The organism is Litoreibacter sp. JB4-2, assembly GCF_055693445.1.
Genome location: NZ_CM146334.1, coordinates 1,112,069 through 1,131,043, shown reverse-complemented (window position 1 = coordinate 1,131,043; position 18,975 = coordinate 1,112,069). Strand labels below are relative to the sequence as shown.

Annotated in this window: 17 protein-coding genes and 1 tRNA gene; 4 read left to right on the top strand and 14 right to left on the bottom strand. The window is 58.5% G+C overall.

Annotation, left to right across the window (positions count from 1 at the left end; translation table 11 throughout):
* Nucleotides 1-59: 59 nt before the first annotated feature.
* Nucleotides 60-2,120, bottom strand: a complete 2,061-nt coding sequence (locus tag ACZ1G7_RS05635) for a S8 family serine peptidase (protein ID WP_472662854.1) — start codon at nt 2,118-2,120, stop codon at nt 60-62.
* Nucleotides 2,117-3,226, bottom strand: coding sequence for a phosphatase PAP2 family protein (locus ACZ1G7_RS05630; RefSeq protein ID WP_472662853.1), 1,110 nt, complete (start codon nt 3,224-3,226; stop codon nt 2,117-2,119). The genes ACZ1G7_RS05635 and ACZ1G7_RS05630 overlap by 4 nt, the downstream gene beginning before the upstream one ends.
* Nucleotides 3,227-3,371: 145 nt before the next feature.
* On the opposite strand from ACZ1G7_RS05630, the gene ACZ1G7_RS05625 reads away from it, so the two are divergent.
* A complete protein-coding gene (locus ACZ1G7_RS05625) occupies nt 3,372-5,015 on the top strand; it encodes an AfsR/SARP family transcriptional regulator (RefSeq protein ID WP_472662852.1) in 1,644 nt (547 codons plus the stop codon).
* Here ACZ1G7_RS05625 and ACZ1G7_RS05620 read toward each other — a convergent pair.
* Together ACZ1G7_RS05620 and ACZ1G7_RS05615 are read right to left on the bottom strand one after the other, a co-directional pair.
* The gene (locus ACZ1G7_RS05620; protein ID WP_472662851.1) at nt 5,012-5,701 is read right to left on the bottom strand and encodes an HTTM domain-containing protein; all 690 of its coding nucleotides are present in this window, start codon (nt 5,699-5,701) and stop codon (nt 5,012-5,014) included. The genes ACZ1G7_RS05625 and ACZ1G7_RS05620 overlap by 4 nt on opposite strands.
* Nucleotides 5,698-6,033: a hypothetical protein gene (locus ACZ1G7_RS05615; RefSeq protein ID WP_472662850.1), complete on the bottom strand. Its 336-nt coding sequence runs from the start codon at nt 6,031-6,033 to the stop codon at nt 5,698-5,700. Before ACZ1G7_RS05615 ends, ACZ1G7_RS05620 begins: the two co-directional genes overlap by 4 nt.
* A gap of 345 nt (nt 6,034-6,378) precedes the next feature.
* On the opposite strand from ACZ1G7_RS05615, the gene ACZ1G7_RS05610 reads away from it, so the two are divergent.
* A tRNA-Thr gene (locus ACZ1G7_RS05610) sits at nt 6,379-6,454 on the top strand.
* Nucleotides 6,455-6,619: 165 nt separating this feature from the next.
* Complete coding sequence (locus ACZ1G7_RS05605; RefSeq protein ID WP_472662849.1) at nt 6,620-6,961, top strand: Arm DNA-binding domain-containing protein; 342 nt, start codon at nt 6,620-6,622, stop codon at nt 6,959-6,961.
* 287 nt (nt 6,962-7,248) lie between these two features.
* Here ACZ1G7_RS05605 and ACZ1G7_RS05600 read toward each other — a convergent pair whose 3' ends face one another.
* Genes ACZ1G7_RS05600 through ACZ1G7_RS05590 form a run of 3 tightly spaced genes read right to left on the bottom strand, consistent with a single transcriptional unit; the run spans nt 7,249 to nt 9,818 of the window.
* Nucleotides 7,249-8,004, bottom strand: a complete 756-nt coding sequence (locus ACZ1G7_RS05600) for an ABC transporter ATP-binding protein (RefSeq protein WP_472662848.1) — start codon at nt 8,002-8,004, stop codon at nt 7,249-7,251.
* Nucleotides 8,004-8,780 carry an ABC transporter permease gene (locus ACZ1G7_RS05595; RefSeq protein ID WP_472662847.1) on the bottom strand — a complete coding sequence of 259 codons (777 nt, stop codon included), beginning with the start codon at nt 8,778-8,780 and terminating at the stop codon, nt 8,004-8,006. The genes ACZ1G7_RS05600 and ACZ1G7_RS05595 overlap by 1 nt, the downstream gene beginning before the upstream one ends.
* Nucleotides 8,781-8,783: 3 nt before the next feature.
* The gene (locus ACZ1G7_RS05590) at nt 8,784-9,818 is read right to left on the bottom strand and encodes an ABC transporter substrate-binding protein (RefSeq protein ID WP_472662846.1); all 1,035 of its coding nucleotides are present in this window, start codon (nt 9,816-9,818) and stop codon (nt 8,784-8,786) included.
* 152 nt (nt 9,819-9,970) lie between these two features.
* Between ACZ1G7_RS05590 and ACZ1G7_RS05585 the strand changes: the two genes are divergently transcribed.
* Nucleotides 9,971-11,491 carry a sulfatase gene (locus ACZ1G7_RS05585; RefSeq protein WP_472662845.1) on the top strand — a complete coding sequence of 507 codons (1,521 nt, stop codon included), beginning with the start codon at nt 9,971-9,973 and terminating at the stop codon, nt 11,489-11,491.
* A 31-nt stretch (nt 11,492-11,522) separates the two neighbouring features.
* Here ACZ1G7_RS05585 and ACZ1G7_RS05580 read toward each other — a convergent pair whose 3' ends face one another.
* Genes ACZ1G7_RS05580 through ACZ1G7_RS05550 form a run of 7 tightly spaced genes read right to left on the bottom strand, consistent with a single transcriptional unit; the run spans nt 11,523 to nt 18,955 of the window.
* A complete protein-coding gene (locus tag ACZ1G7_RS05580; protein WP_472662844.1) occupies nt 11,523-12,458 on the bottom strand; it encodes a formylglycine-generating enzyme family protein in 936 nt (311 codons plus the stop codon).
* Entirely contained in the window at nt 12,451-12,564 is a 114-nt protein-coding gene (locus ACZ1G7_RS05575; protein WP_472663675.1) for a hypothetical protein, read from the bottom strand. The genes ACZ1G7_RS05580 and ACZ1G7_RS05575 overlap by 8 nt, the downstream gene beginning before the upstream one ends.
* Before the next feature lie 20 nt (nt 12,565-12,584).
* Nucleotides 12,585-13,424: a sugar-binding transcriptional regulator gene (locus ACZ1G7_RS05570; RefSeq protein WP_472662843.1), complete on the bottom strand. Its 840-nt coding sequence runs from the start codon at nt 13,422-13,424 to the stop codon at nt 12,585-12,587.
* Nucleotides 13,425-13,426: 2 nt separating this feature from the next.
* The gene (locus tag ACZ1G7_RS05565; protein WP_472662842.1) at nt 13,427-14,092 is read right to left on the bottom strand and encodes an L-ribulose-5-phosphate 4-epimerase; all 666 of its coding nucleotides are present in this window, start codon (nt 14,090-14,092) and stop codon (nt 13,427-13,429) included.
* Complete coding sequence (locus tag ACZ1G7_RS05560) at nt 14,092-15,153, bottom strand: zinc-binding dehydrogenase (protein ID WP_472662841.1); 1,062 nt, start codon at nt 15,151-15,153, stop codon at nt 14,092-14,094. Before ACZ1G7_RS05560 ends, ACZ1G7_RS05565 begins: the two co-directional genes overlap by 1 nt.
* On the bottom strand, nt 15,150-16,664 hold the full coding sequence (locus tag ACZ1G7_RS05555; protein ID WP_472662840.1) for an FGGY-family carbohydrate kinase: 1,515 nt from the start codon (nt 16,662-16,664) through the stop codon (nt 15,150-15,152). The genes ACZ1G7_RS05560 and ACZ1G7_RS05555 overlap by 4 nt, the downstream gene beginning before the upstream one ends.
* The gene (locus ACZ1G7_RS05550; RefSeq protein ID WP_472662839.1) at nt 16,661-18,955 is read right to left on the bottom strand and encodes a molybdopterin-dependent oxidoreductase; all 2,295 of its coding nucleotides are present in this window, start codon (nt 18,953-18,955) and stop codon (nt 16,661-16,663) included. The genes ACZ1G7_RS05555 and ACZ1G7_RS05550 overlap by 4 nt, the downstream gene beginning before the upstream one ends.
* Nucleotides 18,956-18,975 lie beyond the last annotated feature (20 nt).

Sequence of the window (18,975 nt, the reverse complement as noted above, 5' to 3'; positions counted from 1 at the left end):
TCGTAAATAGTTCCAAGCGGTCGCAGCCCTTTGCTGCGGCCGCTTTTTTCCACGTGGGTTCAGAAGACCGAAGCGGTGCGGTCCCGTTGGCGCTTTGGTTCAGGCCAAGGCAGGCGGCCTTTTCCAAGCTTGGCGCGTGGCAGCTTGGCGCTGGGCACGGTTTCCGTCCGGCTGGCCAAGGTGCCAACCCACGCAACCGGATCGAAGGCGTCAATCTCGCTGACAGCTTTGGCTTTTGCTGTGATCTTGCACAGCTCGGCCGCGATCACCCGCGCCGCTTGGGCGGAGGCAAAGCTGGTGCCGGAGACCGGCAGCGTCACCCCGTCGCGGCTGCCCGCAGACAAAATCCCGACATGCACGGTTCCCGTTTCTGTCGGGCAAGACAGGGTCGGCATTTGCCAATCCTCACCCGCGAGGGGCCCGGTTGACGAATAATCCGCCGGGCGGCCATCCTGCACCAAATGGCCAGCCACAATCACAGTGCCCTGCGCGCTTGCGGTCGCGTTCAGGCTGCCATGACGCTTCACCTTATCGGCGACGTCCAGATTTTGCGGCGGGCCGTCAAACGGGTAGGCGTAGCTGTCCATAACACGACCGGTCGCGTCAAACCGGCGATAGGTTTTGTCGGTGAAGAATGACCGCAAGCCTTGCGCGCCACTGGGCAGCGGGGATTGATCGGTCTGCACCGACAGGCTGGCCGTGACCGGTTTGGAAGACTTGTTTTGCAGCCGGATGGTCCATTGGCCCGACGGGATCGTGCGGCGGGGATAGTCAAAATCAAGCGAGGCCAGCGTCGCCAGCACAAATTGCAGCCGCACAAATCCCGGCGCGCCGGGCTCGGGAAACTGACGCCGGTAGAGCGCGGCAAAGGGGCGCTTGTCACCTTGTTTTTGCAAGTAGCGTACCAACCCGATCTTGGGGCTGGGTCGCGCCTTGGCTTTGGTTTTGGCGGCTTTGCCCGCCGGTGGTGAGATAGACCCGCCTGGCAGGTCTACGTCGAGGACGATTTTGTCGACCTCCGCCTCAGGCAGCGGGTCGGTCCAGACCTCAACGAAGTTTTGCGACTGGTCCTCAGGCGAGACCATCCAATCCAGCGATTGCGTGCCAGTTTTGGCATCCAGGTCCAGCACTGCGTTGCCTTGCGACAGGTTGTCATTGCCGGTTGGGATCACCATCGTCAGGGGCGCGCCTGCAGGCCTGCTCGCACGTAAGCCACTGATCATGCTGTGGAAAAATCCGTTCCCGTTTTTGGGTCCTGCGTTTTTTCCAAAGGACATGTTGATCACAACGGGAAAGCCCTCTTGCCCCTTGGCGGGTTTGGTTTTCCAGCGCGATTTGTTCTCAGCCCAAAGCCAATCGGCCAGCTCCGCTATGCGGTAAATGCCAAGCGTCGTGAAATAGTCCAGAAACGTGCCAGACAGCCCGACCGTTTCGCGGTCCGGCAGGTTGACCGCGATGACATAGAGGTTGTCGGGCCATTCACCACTTTCATGCCCTGCCGTCAGATCCATCACGGAAGCACCATGCGACTGGCGGCGCGCAATTGCACGAGGTCCGAGTTTGTCGCCCATGTTGAGCAGTCCGAACCCTTCGTTCAACGCGTCCTCATCATGGCCATTGGCGGCGACAGCTTTGTCGATATCGCCTTTGTACAGCTCAGAGCCCATCGGCAGCAGCGCCTTGGAGCTGGCCGACCAGACCGCGTCTTGCTGCCAAGCAGCCACAATCCGGCTACCGTTTTTGTCGCGCAGTCGCATATGGTGCAACGGGATGCCGCGATCCACCACGCCCACGATCACCGCGTCGGGCGGCAAATGCGGAACGTCCCTTTTGGGCAGTTTGGGGCGCCAAATGCCCAGATCCGGGCGTCCTTGCGCGTCTTTGGCTTTTAGCACCTCGGCCCAGAATGCGTCATTCTCGGCCCCCTTGCGCATCGGCACCTGACCCGCCGGGAATTCGGTCAGGATCACTTCCGCCGCGGATGGGTCTGCTGACAAAGGTGCCATCTTCGGGGCTTTGAAGGCCTTTTCAGGCGGCTTTGTGCTGTTCCACCACGCCACATAGGGCGCGTGGGAGCCTGCCTTGTCATAGGCGGCCCAATCGCTCCATGTCAGGGTCATTTCTTGGCCCATTCCTTCACCGCCGCGGCCCAATGGGCTTTCAGCAGATCGCTGGGCAGATCGCTTGGTTTGGGCGCTTTCGTCTTAGCGCCCTTCATAGCGTCAGCGATATTGGCGGGCGTTGCATCCATCGCCAGCACATCGGGGCCGTCGCCAAAGTTGTGGTATTTCAAGTCGGTGGTCTCGCCAACCAGATGCAGGAAAGCTTCGGCAAAGGCGCGGCCAATCACGGCGCCCGCGATACAATCCATCGGGTAATGCACGCCCGCGATCACCCGGTTGACCGAGATGCGATGCGCAATGCGCGCGGGCAGGGGCCAGTCATCGGAAAGATCAAGGCGTTTGGACATCAGCCGTTCCAGAATGGTGGCGACGGCAAAAGCCTCGACCGCGTGACCGGCGGGGTAGGCGGAATGATCCGGCGTCTGGATGATCGGAAGCACGCGCGGGTCGACTTCACCCGGCCGTGGTAGCCACAGCATATGTTTCATCTGCATTTCCAGTGGTACGCAAAGGCCTTGCACGACCGAGAGCAGCTCCATCGTCGCCTTGCGATCACGCGGGTTGAGCCGCGCCGCCTGTCCAAAGAAGGACATGATGTCGCTCAGCTGGACCTGAATTTCAGGGATCCGGTCAACGCGCAGGTCGGAATATCCGCGCATCAGCGCAATCTGCTGGGACAGCGCATGCGCGGATTTGCCCCTGCCGTAGCCCACATTGGGTTGGTGAATTTGCGCGACGGTTCTGCCCAGATAGACCAGCGAGGCGGCGGTGCCAGTCTCAGGCTTGATGTGGAAATGCGGCGCGCCCTGGCCAATCAGGACCTGTATCCGGCGCAGGCCGGTGAGGTAATTCATGTCGGTGGGTTTCTTTGGCAGATCAACCGATTTTGGCATCTCCCAGCCGCCGCGCACGCCTTCTTGATTGGCTAAAAGTGCAGCCGATAGCAGTGGTGATGGGCCGCTTCCGGCGTGCTGACCAGCTTCGTGCCCGCCAGCGTGGCCTCCCGCATGTCCACCGGCGTGACCACCAGCATGTCCGCCCGCGTGTCCACCGGCATGACCGCCCGCGTGGCCCCCGGCCTGTGCAAATCCATCTCCGCGCATAACGCCCCCCAAAAAACCAAATTTAAACAGGGAGATGGAAAACGCGGAAATCCTTCAGGTCAATACGGTTGGTGGTGGAATTCACGAATTATTGACGCTAGGCTAACAATTGCGCGAAACAATGTTGCGCTAAGAAGGGTGCGCAATGAGCAAGGTCAGGCTTTTCATCAACCTTTTCGGTGGCTTTTCGATTGCCGATGAAGCGGGCACTGACCTGACGCCGCGCGCGACCAAAACGCAGGCACTTGTCGCTTTATTGGTCACAAGCCGCCACCATCGCCGCAGCCGCGCATGGTTGCAAGACCACCTTTGGAGCGACCGCGAGGCGGAACAAGCCTCCGGTAGCTTGCGCCAGACCCTTCACGACCTGCGCAAAACGCTCGGCGACCATGCCGAGGTGCTTGAAGCCAGCCGATCTGTGATCTCGCTCGACAGTGATCAAATCGAGGTCGCGCCGCTAGAAGACATGCCCGCCGCAGAGGCGGAGTTCTTGGCCGGCATGGATGTTCGAGACCCGGAATTCAACGACTGGCTGCGTGCAATGCGCGCCCATTACGAGGAACAGCCCGCAACCACGGTCGTCAAATCATCGCTGGTTGCGCCAATGGTGACCCAACAAAAACCGGCCCCCATTCAGGTGCGCATCATCGCTGCCGGCACGGGCGACCCGGACAATGTCATCCTTGAAACGATCCTGATCGAGGCGATCCAACGCAGCCTGAATGAAGCGTTTGACGTCGAATTTTCCTTCGACCTGCCTGATGGTTCGTTTCAAACCAGCAAGATCGAAAGCGGTTTGGTGCTGCGGGTGCAGGGGCTGGCCAACCAGACCGGCGAGCGGCATGTTCGTGCCTCGCTGGAATCGCTCAGCGGGTTGCGCAGTTTTTGGGGCGAGACGGTCACCATCGCCCAGAACGAGGTCGCAGGCCCTGAAAATTTCAGCTGCCAGTCACTCGCGCACCGCGCCACCGTGGCCTTCGCAGAGCTGTTGATGGGCAATAGCGGGCTGGCGCAATCTTTGGCGGCGTCTGAGGCCGATATGATGGCCGCCTCCGCCTTGCGTAAAATGTTCACCATGCGCCCCGACGAGGTCGAAGAGGCACGCCTGCTGCTCAACAATGCGTTGGAGCGGCAAAACCGCGGTCTCTACCACGCATGGCTGGCGCAGGTGCATTGCATCCAGCATGTCGAGCAACAAAATCAGGAATCAAATATCCTGCGCGAGCAGACGGATGCACATGTGCGCTACGCGCTTGAGCTGGAACCAATGAATTCCAACGTTCTTGCTGCGACCGCCAATGCGCGGCTGATCTTTGACAATGATACGATCCAAAGCGGCGCGCTCGCCCGGCAATCGGTGACGCTGAACCGCTCCAACCCGCTCTGCTGGTTTGCCTGGGCCAATGCCAACCTCTATGGCGGCTCGCTGGAGACGGCATATGCTGCAGCCGTCACCGCGCAGGCCTTGGGCGCGAAATCATCCATCGAGTTCTGGACGTCGTTCCAACAAGCGCTCAGTGCAGCTGTCACCGGGCGACTGGATGAGGCAATGTCATATGCGTCCGTCTCCAACGCGCTCGCGCCGAATTTCCGCCCGCCTTTGCGCTACCTTGCCGGGATCGCGTCGCAGTTGGGGCGGATGCCGGATGCGTCGCGCGCATTGACGCGGCTCAGCACTTTGGAGGAAGAATTCTCCGTCGACCGGATGGTCAATGACCCTAGCTACCCGGTCTCGATGATGCGCCGGGCCAAGCTGCTGCAGCCCGACAAACTGACCGATTTGCTCTAGATCAGCTGCGCGACTCGCGACTGCAACCAGATCAGCGACGGGTAGGCCGCGACCCAAACGAAGACAAACCGGTTAAGCCCGAACAGGCCCGCATTGGCCAAATGAAACATCAGACCAACGGCCAATGCCGCCATCAGCAAGCGTGTATCGAGCAAGCTGAACGGGAAGAGCAGCTCAAACACCATCACCGCCCAGGACATCGCCAGCAGCAGCCGCTGCTTATGCGCCAGCCCGCGCAAGTTGCGGCAGACCGGGTATGCGGAAAAGCGGAACACGTCGCGCAGCGCCCGGCCCGCGCGCCAATCCGGGTTCACGATCTTGACCTGACCAGAGATGAAGTAAGACAGCACCACCTGTAGCGCCAGATAGCCAAATGCCAATTCCTGTGGGCGGCCTGACGGCAGCCAATGCACAGCCGTCAGGCAATACAGAACAAGCAGCCCCATCCGGTCGCTGCCGCCGTTATAGGGCCCGTCAAACCGGTGCAAAATCGCAAGGCTGTGGAGCGACAGCGCCAGCACCATCCAAGGGCTCGACACACCTGCAAGCAGCAAAACGGATAGCGCCGCGCGGGGCGCAAACAAAATGCCGTCACCTGTCTTGGCGAACAGATGCTCTGCGGAGCTTTGCAAAAAAGCAATTGCCAGAAGGATTTCACTCGCGCGCAGCGCCGCCTCCAGCGTCACGCGCTTTCCTGCTCAGCCACAATATACGGGTCCGACACGAATATCGTGTCGCGGGTGATCTTCCCGGCGGTGGCCTGCACAAAAACCAGCCGGAACAAAAAACGTCCGTCGCAGCCTGCCGCGCGCGCAGATCGCGCAATTCGTGTGCGAATTTCATTGATCGCATGGGGGTTTGCCTGCACGGTGATCCGCTCCGCGCAACTGACAAGATAAAGCGTTTCATTCCACTCCGGTGCCCAGAACAACCGGCCCAACATCTGCTTCGGTGAAAGTGTCTTCGGACGTGGTCGAAACGGGCGCCACCCTGCTGTCTCACCATCAGGAACATCCAAAAGCCGCCATTCAATCCGGGGGAGGGCGCAACCTCCTTGAAAAACCGCCAGGACGGCAGCAAGACCGGGATTGTCATCGCAAGCACATGCCACATGATTGCAGATAACCCGATCATAGCTAATGAATGGTGAAGAGGCGAAAGCCTGTACGAACGGCAATTGGGTGGCGTTGGCAATGCCTCTGTCGCACGCATGCGCGGCAAAATCTTGGTCCGTAAAACTCTCGCAATAAAGACAAGAATTCACCCTTGCGCATGGTTCAGCGCTGCGCTAATGCATGCGCGGCTCACATCGACGCGTCGCTGCTCTGAGCCCGTCGCGGAAAAGGCCACCTGACCCGCGCACGCCCCTATAGCTCAGCTGGTAGAGCAACTGATTTGTAATCAGTAGGTCCGCGGTTCGAGTCCGTGTGGGGGCACCATTTAACCATTCTTTAAAGTCCAGTGACATCTGGTTTAGCCTTTTTTATAAGGCTATGGTCGAGATCATTCGTCCTTTGCTGTTTTATGTGATTCAGCAGCGTACCCCCAGGAAAGGGGTGCAATTGGTGGCACGATGAATTTGCGAAACGTAGCGTACCCCCACGATGCCTTTAAGCGATATCCAAGTCCGAAACCTGAAATCAAAGGATAAAGCCTACAAAGTCAGTGATTTTGAAGGGTTGTTCGTTTTGGTTAAAGTCAGCGGATCAAAATCGTGGCGGTTCAAATGCCGCATCGATGGCAAAGAGAAGTTGCTGGTCATAGGTGACTACCCGGCAACCAGCCTTGCACAAGCCCGAAAGGCAAAGGATGCCGCCACGGCACTACTGGCGCAAGGCGCAGATCCGAATGACGCTAAGCAGGAAGTAAAACGGATCAGGTTGGCAGCCAAAGGCCAGACCAATGAATATCTGGTGCAGGCGTTTCTGAAAAAGCAGCTTATCTAAGGGAAGTCCAAAGCGGCTTTGGACAAAACGGCCTACCATTTGAAGTTGAAATATACTGCAATACGGGCAACCTTCGCGCGATGCAGCTTCTGCATGGCTAAGCATAGGTTGATAGCACGGTGCGTTGCCTCGGCGTTGAGTGGGAAGATGCTCTAAATATTGTTGAGCGCATCGACCTTCAAGCGATGTCGGCGAACGGTGTCTGCCGTTCCTCGATTTAGAGGAGACTTAAGACCATGCAGCGGCGAAAACGAAATACGAGCCCTTAATACCTACGCGATATCTGACTAGTGTTCGAGCATGGCCCACAAGCGGCGTTTGATCTGAATGAACTCATCCGTCAGCCGCATTCCGTCCGTACGGGGGCGTGGCAACGAGACCTCTTCGATATGATGAATGCGACCAGGGCGGGCGGACATAACGATGATCCGATCGGACAGAAAAATCGCTTCTTCGAGGTCATGTGTAACAAAGACAACCGTTTTTCTTGATTGTTGCCAAGCCTCTAATAGGTCCGACTGCATGCGTTCTTTGGTCTGGGCGTCAAGCGCGCCGAAGGGTTCATCCATCAGCAACACGTCAGGATCATTGGCGTAAACCCGGCCAATATCGACCCGCTTGCGCATGCCGCCGGAAAGCTCCCTCGGCCAACGATCTTCAAACCCTTTGAGGCCGACCATCTCGGTCCATTTGGCCTCCACCTCGCGCTGTTCAGCTGCGCTGGCACCGCGCAGGCGGGGGCCGTAAGAGATGTTCTTGGCAACGGTCATCCAAGGAAATACTGCATCCTGTTGGAACACCATTCCGCGCCGGCGGTCGGTGCCTTTGATGATGTCGCCGTCAAGCGTCATCTGACCATCGGAGGGATCAAAAAGACCGGCCATCATTTTCAGCAGGGTGGATTTGCCGCAGCCGGAGGTGCCGACAATGGAGGTGAAGCTGCCGTCCTCGAATTTAAGTTCGATGTTCTCAAGAACGGTGAGCGCTTCTGGGCCACCTTTGCCGAACGTGTGGGTCAGCTTATCAACAACAATCTCAGGCATTATTCACGGGTCTCCGACCAGATCATCAGGCGTTTCTGGATTGAACGAAAGGTGCGATCCATGATGAAGGCACAGGCACCGATGATGACGATGATCATCATGACCTGATCCGTTAGAAAGTACCGTCGCCCTTCTTGCAGCATGTATCCAAGCCCGCTTGGAGCGGCGATGAGCTCTGCGGCCACGAGGGTGGTCCACGCTGCTGCAAGAGCGATGCGATACCCGGTGATGATGAACGGTGTGGCCGCTGGAACTGCGACCGTGCGGAACACCTGAAACCGGCTGGCGCCCATCGTTGAGGCCGCATCGACATAAACCTGTGGCACGTTTTTCATGCCAGCGATGACATTGACCACACAGACCATGAAACAGGCAATCGAGATCAGCAGTACGCGGCTGAATTCTTCGATGCCGAACCAGATGATGATGATCGGAATATAGGCCAGCGGCGGGATCGGACGGATTGCTTCGATCAGCGGATCAACAAGGTATTCAACGGTCTTATACCAACCAACCAGACAACCAATGATCACAGCTAGCGTCGTGCCAATGAAGAAGCCAAGGAAAATCCGGTACAGGCTCGCCCCCAACGCATCCAGCAACGTCCCCGCCGCGAGGTTTGTAAAGAACGACGCGATGATATCTGGAATCGGCGGTAAGAGTGCCGGATTGTTGTCGGGGCGACCGGTGATGAGGGTATAAACCAAAAGCACTAGGCCAATCGACAGGGCGCCCAGCACAAAGCGCCCGGTCAATATTCTTTTCAGACCATCCATGGTCTAGATTTGCTTGATGATCTGATCGGATACAAGGGCATCGAGGTCCGGCATGCCGCCAATCCGCTCGTTCGCCACGAGGAACTCCGATTGGACAGCAAGCGCCTTGTTCAGAATGCCCTTGGCGTAAACGTCTTTGATCTCGGCCTTATCAAAGTAGAAATAGCCGTTCAGCAGCGGCTCGACATCTGCGGCCGTGACACCCGCACGTCCCATACCGGTCTGCCACTCAATCATCCGCTCAACGGTTCCGGCGTTATCCTCGCGCAGCATTTTCACGGCCTGATCGTGGAAGGCCCGGACAACCTCGACATAGGCGTCTTGTTTGGCGTCCATATTCTGCTGTGTGGTCATAAAGACGTCCATAATGGACGGGCGCGCCTCAAGCGGCATTTGCGATCCTTCGACCAACAGGGATGCGTCAGGCAGGGCATCATAGATCAGTTTGCGGGATGTGGCCAAAGGCACCGTCGCGTCAACGGCACCCGCGATAAAGGCCGATTGGCCGTCAATCGGTTCCATGTTCACGCGGGTCAGTGGCATATCTTCCAAGCCTTCGTTGGCCAAAGCCACGCCAAGGAAGAAATCGAAGTTCGACCCGGAGGTGACGGCGATTTTCTTGCCTTCAAGGTCAGCCAAGGAACTCATGCCCGGTTTGCCGACAATCTGGAACAACCCTGAAGCATCACCGCAGATTGAGATTTCGCGGAAGTCCGCGACTTTGCGGAACATCGCAGCCAGCGGGGGCACGGAACCCACGGTGATTGTGTCGACAGAGCCGCCTACCATGGCTTCGATTGCAGGCGGGCCAGACGGGAAAACAGAGAATTCCATGTCGACACCGGGTGCAAAACCCTGATCCTGGATCAGCCAGTACAGGCCAAACGAATAGGCGGGGATGATCCCGACTTTCAGCTTTTCATTTGCTGCATGCGCCTTTCCGACGAAAAAAGTTGGTGCCGCAAGTGCAGCGCTTGCGGCGACGCCGCCTTTCAGAACCGTCCGGCGGTTCAGGTAACTTGTCTTTGAATTTGGCATAGCCAGTCCTCCCGGTTTATTCTTGCACCTGGTTTCGGAATGGGCGTACCGAAGCCATGGTCGTAACTAATCAATTGTCATAATTTTTGACACTTGTCAATTTTAAGGTCTGAAGCTAAACTATTTGCAGGCCGCTAATGACGGAGTTTGGCATGAATATTGTTCTTGTCCTTGTGGACAGTCTGACAAGGGATTGCCTCCGCGCTTATAACCCCGACAGTTGCTGCGCGACTCCCAACATTGATCGCCTTGCTGCACGCTCGCACGTGTTCGACAACCACTTTGTGGGCAGTCTGCCCTGCATGCCCGCGCGACGCGAATTGATCGCAGGTCGAAAGGAATTCATGTGGCGCCCGTGGGGGTCGTTGGAAGTGTTTGATCCGCGGTTGCCTGCAGAAGTCAAAAAGGGCGGATATCACACCCACATTGTGACCGATCACTATCACTACTGGGAAGAAGAGGCGAACGGCTACATTCAGAGCTACGACACCACTGAAATGATCCGTGGCTACGAAGTTGACCACTGGAAGGTTCAGGACCCAAATGAAGAAAAGCCTGCTTGGGTCAAAAAGGTCGAAGAATTCCGCGCGCCGGAGCACATCGGGCAGTATTATGCCAATGTGAAGGATTTTGAGGGAGAAGAAGACTATTTCTCTGCAAAGACCTTTGGGGGAGCTTGTGACTGGTTGGATCGCAATGCCGACAAGGGCAAATTTTTCCTGCACGTGGAGACCTTCGATGTGCATGAGCCTTTTGAAGTCCCCGAACCCTATGAGAGCATGTATGCAGAAGGGGCCAGCAAAAATGAGTTCAACATCTGGCCGCCGTACCAAGTCTACGATGATCTCAATGCGTTCATGGATCAGACGACCGACGAAGAGCTTGCATTTCTAAAGTCACAATTCATGGGCAAGGTCACGATGATGGACAAATGGCTTGGTACCTTGATGGACAAGCTGGACGCGATGAGCCTGTGGGAAGACACGATGGTGATCCTGACCACGGATCATGGGCATGACATGGGCGAACGGCGGGCCTTTGGCAAACAGCACCCGCATTTCGACAGCCACGCGAATATCCCGTTGATGGTCTGGCATCCGGCCAATCCGGGTAATGGCAAACGCGTGTCCGGGCTGACCCAGACGGTCGATCTTTTTGCGACCATCATTGATGCGGCGGGGGTTGATGTGACCAAGGCCAATCGCCACAGCCGATCCTTGCTGCCGATGATCGTGCAGGATGCGCCGTCAACGCGCGAGGCGATTCTTTATGGGACGTTCGGGCAGGGGGTCTGTGCCACCGACGGCACCTGGACGATCCTGAAATCGCCTGAGCCGGACAAACCGCTGTTTCTTTATTCGACGGCGATCTACCGGCCGTTGATCGTGGACAATCCGATGGATGGCCGGTTGTCCAAGCCGCCCAACAAACCTGTGGATCAAGGATATTTCGATCCAAGCGTTGACCTGCCCATGTGGAAAATTCCGATCAGTGTTGATTCCCGAACCGGCGAGAATTTTCTGTTCAACCGGGTGACGGACCCCGGACAGGCGGACAATCTTTGGGACAAGAACCAGAGCGAACAGGACCGGATGCTCAAACTGGTGCGCGATCTGATGGACGCAGAGGGTTTCCCGCCAGAACAGCTTGAACGTCTTGGGCTTGCGGCCTGATCCGGATCAATCGGCGTCGTCTCAAACTGATCTACGCGTCCCACACCACACGAAACCCGGTATGGGTTGTTGTGCTGTCGGGTGAATTGCCCGTGCGGGCCGCAATGCGGTAGCGCCAGCAATAGCTGGCATGGCATAGAAATGATCCGCCTTTCGCCAGTTTGAACCCTTTCATCGCCGCTTGCCGTGCGCGGGCGGACTTTTTCTGCGACCGGATCTTGAACGGCTCGGACGTCCATTCCCAGACATTTCCGACCATGTTGAACAGGCCGTACCCGTTGGGATCGAACGATTTGGCGGGTGCCGTGGTCTCGTACCCATCGAGGCCTGCATTCGTCTGTGGAAACTGTCCCTGCCAGATGTTGCAGGGGAAAAACTGACGATCATCCGGGTCCGTGTCGCCCCAAGGGTAGCGCACATCGCCCAGACCGCCGCGCGCGGCGTGCTCCCATTCAGCCTCGGTCGGCAGTCTGCCACCGGCCCAAGCCGCATAGGCACGTGCGTCGTTCCATGAGACGTGCACAACGGGATGATCGGGGTGCCAAGCGGACGCTTGCGTGCCCGGACCGTGCAGATCGCGCCAGTTCGCTTCGTCCACCCGCCGCCACCATTCAACGCCGGACACCCCTTCGGTCGGCCCAGCGCTGTCATGCACCTGCGACCAGAACACGAAGGACCAGCCAAACAGCTCGGCCTCGGTCACATGGCCAGTCTGTTTGACAAAGGCCGCGAATTGGGCGTTGGTCACGGTCGTTTGTCCGATGCGAAAGGGCTTGATCTTTTTGCGGCGCAGCGGGCCTTCGCCATCGTCGGTGATCAGCGCAGTGTTGGTGCCGATCAGAGCGTTAGCAGCCAGAATGGCGATTGTCGGGAAATCGCCCGCTTTCATCTGTGGGGTATAGTCTGACCGGACAACATCGCGTGTCAGACGCCCCGATACGGGCCCGCAACACCCAGCCTCAGCCATCGAGCAATGCGGTCGCCAGCGCCGTGTCTACACAAAGGTGCGACACAAGCCCACCACGGATCGCACTGAGCGTTGCATCCCGCCGGTCTTCCCCGCAGACGATCAAAAGCCGCCGTTTGGCCGCTTTCAAATCGTCCAGTTCTGCCGCAATGACCCGTTCGCGGGGGGCAGGTCAATCTCAATCCCGTCGCGGTCAATATACCGGCAACAAACGATGCCAACAGCACCGGCCTTTGTTGCCGCTTTCAGCTCGGCGCTGGACGCGAGGCCTGCGGCCACCAGATGTGTGTCTGCCTTTATGTTCCCGATGGAATACACAATCAGGTCCAGCGCAGACAGCCGGTCCAGCTGGCTTTTGATTGCAGGTTCCGCTCGAAGGCGGGTCGCAAGCTCAGCGTTCGAAATCAATCCGGGCGCGTGCAACGTGAAAGACTGGGCGCCCAGTTTGCTGGCGATCTGAATGGTGCAATTCTCAGATGCCGGCACCCGGTCCGAGATCATAGAGCCAATCAATTGGCATACCTCTACGTCTGCCAAAGGGTTCATGGGGAGCGCATCCGCCACAGCCATAATGGTCTCACCCCAAGCAACGCCGACCCGGTCACCCGGGCTTGTCACATCCAGCAGGGCGGTTGACGCAACCCGCGCCAATTGCAAAAGGGTATCCGCGCGTGACAACGATTGATCCGCCTCAGCGCGTGCAACATAGACGTCTTCCAAGTCGAATTTTTCACGCAAATTGCGCGCGAGATTGGACCCCGACAGGTGGCGCCCCTCAACCCGGATATCGACGATACCCAATTCGCGGCTTTCGCGCAGCATGTTCACGATCGTGGCTCGGCTGACCTTCATGCGTTTTGCAATCTCGCCCTGTGTCAGACCCTCGCCGTAATACAGCAAGGCCACATTCGAAAGTAGGGCTTCCTTGTCCCCGCCAGAGCGGTGTGCATGTGTCGCTTTATCCATGCTTAGGAATTTACGTCCTTTTTCCCGGACTGACCATAGTTCTGACGGAACCACGCATAGCAGCGATCAATTTCTTCCTGCGGCAGTTCTTCGACCGGGCCGCGCAGCATGGCCAGATGCGTCGTCATCGCCGCCTCTTCAAGGTACATGGCAATCGACGTCGCCTCTGCTGCGGATTTGCCCATGGTGAAAACCCCATGCGCTTTGACCAACACAGCCATCCCGCCTTCAGCCGCGTCAATAATGGCTTGGCCTGTATCAACCTCGCCGGGTGTCGCGTAGCGTGAACAGGGCACGTCGCGGCCCAGGATATGCGTGATCGGCGTCAGGACCGCAGGAATGCGTTCGCCCCGAGCGGCAAAACTAGACGCATAGGGCGAATGGGTGTGGCACATGCCGTTCACGTCCTCGCGGTGGCGATAGATGTAGAGGTGAACGCCGGTGTCGACTGATGGCTTCATCTGGCCTTCGATGACATTGCCATCGATGTCGACCACCACCATCGTATCCGGTGTGAGCTTTGAGAATTTAACGCCAGAGGGTTTGATCACAATCAACCCGGTTTCAGGATCACGCCCGGACACATTCCCGCCCGATCCAACCACCAGCCCGTTTTTGGGCAGCTCATGGTTCTGTTCGCAAACCTCTTCTTTCAGCGCTTCAAGCATCACGCGACATCCTTGAGTGCAGCAGGCACGCCGTGGGGGTAGACCACAATCTTGAGCGATTTTTCCGCCTCGACCAGCATCCGAAAGGCTTCGGCAGAGTCCGAGATATCGAACCGATGCGAGATCGCTGCATCCGCCTTGATCCGCCCCGCTTCGAGCAGCCGGATGTAGCTGTAGGTGTCCGTATGGTCTGATGAATACCGCGACGTCACGGTGATCTGATCGAAATAGGCAGCGTTGCCGTTGCGAACCCAATCCGTGTCAGGCGGCAATGGGGCGCCCAGATGCATGCAACCGCCGACCTCGACCAGTGCCAGCGCCTGATCCCATGCAGACGGGAAGGGGGCTATTACGATCACCGTGTCGGCCAGCCGCCCGTTGTTCAGCGCGCGCATCGCTGCGACGGCGTCTTCGGATTTTGGGTTGATCGTATGCGTCGCCCCGAATTCAAGGGCCTTGGCCAATCGCCAGTCCGAAAAATCCAGTGCGACAACTTTGCCTGCACCAAACAGCGGTGCGAGATGCACAAATCCCTGTCCCATAAACCCGGCCCCAACCACAGCAACCGTATCGCCCGGCTGAATGTGGCAGGTCTTGAGCCCAGACAGAACGCAGGACCAGGGTTCAATCGTGATCGCGGCCTCGGTCGAAATACTGTCTGGAAGCTTATGCGCGTCCATCGCAAGGTGCTGGGCCGTCACGCGGTAATATTCGCAGACCCCGCCGGGATCGAGCTTCATGGATTTGTAGAAGGGATCCCGTGTGAAATGTCCCCTGAGCGATAGATGCGAATTGACGCGACCCACGTGGTGATTGACGAACAGGCGATCGCCCACGGCAAAGTCAGAAACGCCTGCGCCGACCTCGAGCACCTCGCCGATGGGTTCGTGACCCAGAACCTTGGGCTCGGACTTGTACCATGCCATCGTCTCACCACCGCACAGCCCACAGGCCAATGTCTTGAGAAGCACCTCGCCCGGTCCGATGTCAGGCACGGGGCGTTCCTCAAGCCGTATGTCGTCGATGGCATGCTGAACTGCGGCCTGCATGGTCTGTGTCATTGCGTGTCCTTACGTATGTTTGAAAGCTCTGCCTGCAGCGCCCTGTGATGGCGCGAAATGGCAGCGTATCTGGCGAAGACGGCGTCGTAAGCGCCGGCGTTCTTTGGTTGATAGGTCTCAAGCGCCTGATCGCGCTGAGCCGCGAGGGCCACGGCATCCCCAAGCCCGCAGGCAGCGGCACCAATCGCCGCCGCCCCCCACAGCCCGTGATCAGAGGCCGCGCTGACCTGCACCGGATAGCCCATCACATCCGCGATGATCTGACACCAGAGAGGGTTTTTGGCACCACCACCCGTCAGCTGCACCGGTGCTGTAGGCAAGCCGCCCTCGTCCTCAAAGCAATGGCGCAGGCTGAGGGCGGCCCCTTCAAGCACCGCGCGGCCCATGTCGCCTGTTGTGGTGGTGGCGGACAGCCCGTGGAACCCGCCGCGGATGTCTGGCGCCACAAAAGGCGCGCGCTCGCCGTTCAGATAGGGCAGAAACGTCACGCCGTTCGCGCCAACAGGAACGTCTGACACCAGTTCATTCAGGCGCGCCGCAACTTCGCCCGCTGATGTGCCGCCAAGGCTTTGCGGGTGCAAAGCTGCAAACCAATCGAACGCAGCCGCCCCGGTCGTGGGGGCCAGAACACGGATCGTGACGTCTGCCGTCGGATGCAGCACGCTCGCGCCAACCGGCGCGTCCGAAGGTGTCACATGATCGGTGAGGATATTTACGACCGCCGTTGTTCCCATGATCATCATGGTTTGCCCCGGTTGATCCATCCCCATTCCGACAATCATTGCAGACAGGTCCAGCGTCCCCACTGCGACCGGTAGCCCTTCGGGAAGTCCTGTCGCCTGTGCTGCTTTTGCCGTGATGGTGCCAAGAACACTGTCTGCGCACTGCGGGGGCGTGAGTTTCGGCGCGATGTCCTGACACCCCAAATCCGCAATCTGGTCGGGTGAATAGGCCCGCGTTTCGAAATCCAGAAAGGGGATCGAAGCGTCTGAGAAATCTGTGGCCAGCTGACCTGTGAGGCAAAGCCCGACCCAGTCAGCGCAATTGATCACATGCGCGGTCTGTGCGGCCCGGTCGGGATCGGCGGACTCAATCCACCGCCACAACATGCCCGACGTGCCGGACCAAAGGGACGTATGGCATCCGCGGCCAATGCTGGCCGTCGCACCCGTTTCAACCATCCCCGCCAAATCATCAGCGGTGCGCGTGTCATTCCAGAGCATGGCTGGTCCCGTCGGCGTGTGGTCATCAGAAATACACCATATCCCATCGCCCTGCGCTGCGACGCCGAGGGTCTCAAAGCTCTGCCCATCACATTGCGCTGTCAGGGCGCGCAGCACGCTAAAGACGGTGTCGCGGACCTCGTCCATGTCCTGTTCGCTTTTGCCGCCCGCAGATTGCTGAACCGCGCTTGGCGCTTCGGCCATCGCGACCTGTTGGCCGTCTTTGGTATAGGCCGCCGCTTTGACGGCCGTCGTGCCGACATCAAGTCCCAACCAGAGCTTTGTCACGTCTTGATCCTTACTTGATCGTTTGTTTCCGGCGCGATCACGGGCGGTCTGTCGATGCTCAGCTTTGGCGCCGGACCCACCCATTTCTCAATCTGAACTAGCGCAGTATGGGCCATGTTGCCCTGGCTCAGGTCTGAACAGCCGCGATCAATTGTCAGGACGTTTGGATTGCCGTGGACTTCGAGCAACTGGCCTTTGATCACTTGAGGATCAAACCACGCGCCTGTTGCAAGTGAAATGCAGTCTTCCCGCAGCAACGGATCGAGCCGCAGACCGGCAAGGCACGCGCCGCGCGTGTTCCAGATGCGTATGATTGAACCGTCCTCCAATCCGCGCGCGACGGCGGTGTTTGGATGCAGATAGGCAGGTTCGCGCCCGTTGATTTTGTCAGCAAGGGCCTCGGTGCCGCGATCATTCTGGCTGTGCAAACGGGTGTCGGGTTGCCCCGATATCAAATGCAGCTCGCCGGGTTTTGCTGACAAAAGGGATTCCGAGGGCGGCAGCCACGTTGGGTGCCCGGGGCAGCTCCGCAGGTTCCAGCCCGCGACTGTTTTGTTGTGCAAGGTGATCTTACCGGTCTCGGTCGCCAAGGGTGCGCCATTCGGATCGGCGACGAAACCTTCAAACGCAACGCGGGTATCGTCGGAATCAGGCACATCGAACCGCCCGGTTTCCTTGAACTCGGCAAAGGACGGCAAGGCAAACCCTGCCTCCTGCGCCGTGACTTGCGCTTGTTGCCAAAGCGCGGCCAGCCAATCGTCAGCGCTGCGCCCTTCGGAGAAGGCGTTTTCAAAACCCATCTCGGCAGCGAGCCCACGAAAAATGTCATAATCGTCACGTGCCGACCCGATAGGATCAAACACCGGCGACATATAGAACAGGGATGGATCACGCCGGTTCATCATTACATCCGCGCGCTCAAGCGGGGTGGTCGCGGGCAGCACGATATCGGCCCTTCGTGCTGTCGCAGTCCAGCTGTGGTCTTGAACAATGACGGTTTCGGGCTTTCGCCATGCGTCATTCAGACGGTTCAGATCCTGATGGTGGTGAAATGGGTTGCCGCCACACCAATACACCAGATGTATGTCCGGATAGCGGCGCTGTTCTCCGTCATAATGATACGGCTGGCAGGGGTTGAGCAGCATATCAGCAAGCCGCGCGACCGGAATATGATCCGTGATGGGATTCTGCCCCTGCGGAACAGACGGCCAGCTGATCAGCCGCGTGGCACCGCCCACATGCGTTGTCGATCCATAGCCAAAGGCAAAGCCCGTCCCCGGTTTGCCGATCTGCCCGACCACGCAGGCCAAACCCAGCGCGGCCCAAAGTGTCTGTTCCCCATGCTCTGCCCGTTGCATGCCCCAGTTCAGGGCGATCATGCTTTTTTGCGTGACCAATTGTTGTGCGATGACTTTAAGGCGTGCGGCGTCCACATCACACAGCGGTGCAGCCCATTCGGCGGATTTGGCCACGCCGTCGCTTTCACCCAGGACGTAGGCGCGCCAATCGTCCCATCCGCTCGTATAGGTCGACAGGAACGCTTCATCGGCGTGCCCTGCGGTCAGTATTTCATAGGTCAGCGCCAGCAGCATCGCGGTATCTGTGCCGGGCCGGATCGACAGCCAGTCTGCGCCGGGCAGGTCCGTGCCGCGGGGGGACACGTTTACAATTGTGGCACCGCGCGCGCGAAGTTGGGCCAATGCCTCACCGGTATCATGGCGCGTGACACCTGCCGATGAAATTTGCGCTGTTCGCTCAGAGATGCCGCCAAAGGCAAGCAAATGGTCGCAATGTTCCGCGACGGATTGCAGGCTTGTCATGTTGTCCAGAAAGCCGCGGTTGCTGAGGCCAATGATATAAGGGAACAGGATTTCTGCCGCAGCGTGCGAATAGGTGTTTCGGGACGAGACATAGCCGCCAGCCAAATTCAGAAACCTGCGAAGCTGGCTTTGGGCGTGGTGAAACCGCCCTGCGCTTGCCCATCCGTAAGACCCACCAAAAATAGCGCTGTTGCCATGTTCATCTCGCACGCGGGTTATCTCTTTTGCGATAAGCGCGTTTGCCGTGCCCCAACTCAGTTCGACAAAGCTGTCGTCGTGGCGTTTGTCGCCATTGTCTCCGTTCAGCCAGCCGCGACGGGCCACTGGCGTTAAAATCCGGCTTGCCCGATCTTGTGCGGCCGAAACCCATCCGCGCCCGATGCGGGATGGCTGCGGATCATCGCAAATGGGGGCGATCCCGCCAGCACCGTCCAATCGATAAGTCCCCCAGTGGGAGGATGTAAACTTCATCTGCAGGTCCCTGAGATCTG

What these genes read in the sequence shown, in the direction of transcription:
- ACZ1G7_RS05580 (WP_472662844.1), bottom strand. Translation starts at nt 12,458, where the DNA reads ATGGCTGAGGCTGGGTGTTGCGGGCCCGTATCGGGGCGTCTGACACGC.
- ACZ1G7_RS05605 (WP_472662849.1), top strand. Translation starts at nt 6,620, where the DNA reads ATGCCTTTAAGCGATATCCAAGTCCGAAACCTGAAATCAAAGGATAAA.
- ACZ1G7_RS05630 (WP_472662853.1), bottom strand. Translation starts at nt 3,226, where the DNA reads ATGCGCGGAGATGGATTTGCACAGGCCGGGGGCCACGCGGGCGGTCAT.
- ACZ1G7_RS05550 (WP_472662839.1), bottom strand. Translation starts at nt 18,955, where the DNA reads ATGAAGTTTACATCCTCCCACTGGGGGACTTATCGATTGGACGGTGCT.
- ACZ1G7_RS05585 (WP_472662845.1), top strand. Translation starts at nt 9,971, where the DNA reads ATGAATATTGTTCTTGTCCTTGTGGACAGTCTGACAAGGGATTGCCTC.
- ACZ1G7_RS05590 (WP_472662846.1), bottom strand. Translation starts at nt 9,818, where the DNA reads ATGCCAAATTCAAAGACAAGTTACCTGAACCGCCGGACGGTTCTGAAA.
- ACZ1G7_RS05565 (WP_472662842.1), bottom strand. Translation starts at nt 14,092, where the DNA reads ATGCTTGAAGCGCTGAAAGAAGAGGTTTGCGAACAGAACCATGAGCTG.
- ACZ1G7_RS05600 (WP_472662848.1), bottom strand. Translation starts at nt 8,004, where the DNA reads ATGCCTGAGATTGTTGTTGATAAGCTGACCCACACGTTCGGCAAAGGT.
- ACZ1G7_RS05635 (WP_472662854.1), bottom strand. Translation starts at nt 2,120, where the DNA reads ATGACCCTGACATGGAGCGATTGGGCCGCCTATGACAAGGCAGGCTCC.
- ACZ1G7_RS05570 (WP_472662843.1), bottom strand. Translation starts at nt 13,424, where the DNA reads ATGGATAAAGCGACACATGCACACCGCTCTGGCGGGGACAAGGAAGCC.
- ACZ1G7_RS05625 (WP_472662852.1), top strand. Translation starts at nt 3,372, where the DNA reads ATGAGCAAGGTCAGGCTTTTCATCAACCTTTTCGGTGGCTTTTCGATT.
- ACZ1G7_RS05595 (WP_472662847.1), bottom strand. Translation starts at nt 8,780, where the DNA reads ATGGATGGTCTGAAAAGAATATTGACCGGGCGCTTTGTGCTGGGCGCC.
- ACZ1G7_RS05560 (WP_472662841.1), bottom strand. Translation starts at nt 15,153, where the DNA reads ATGACACAGACCATGCAGGCCGCAGTTCAGCATGCCATCGACGACATA.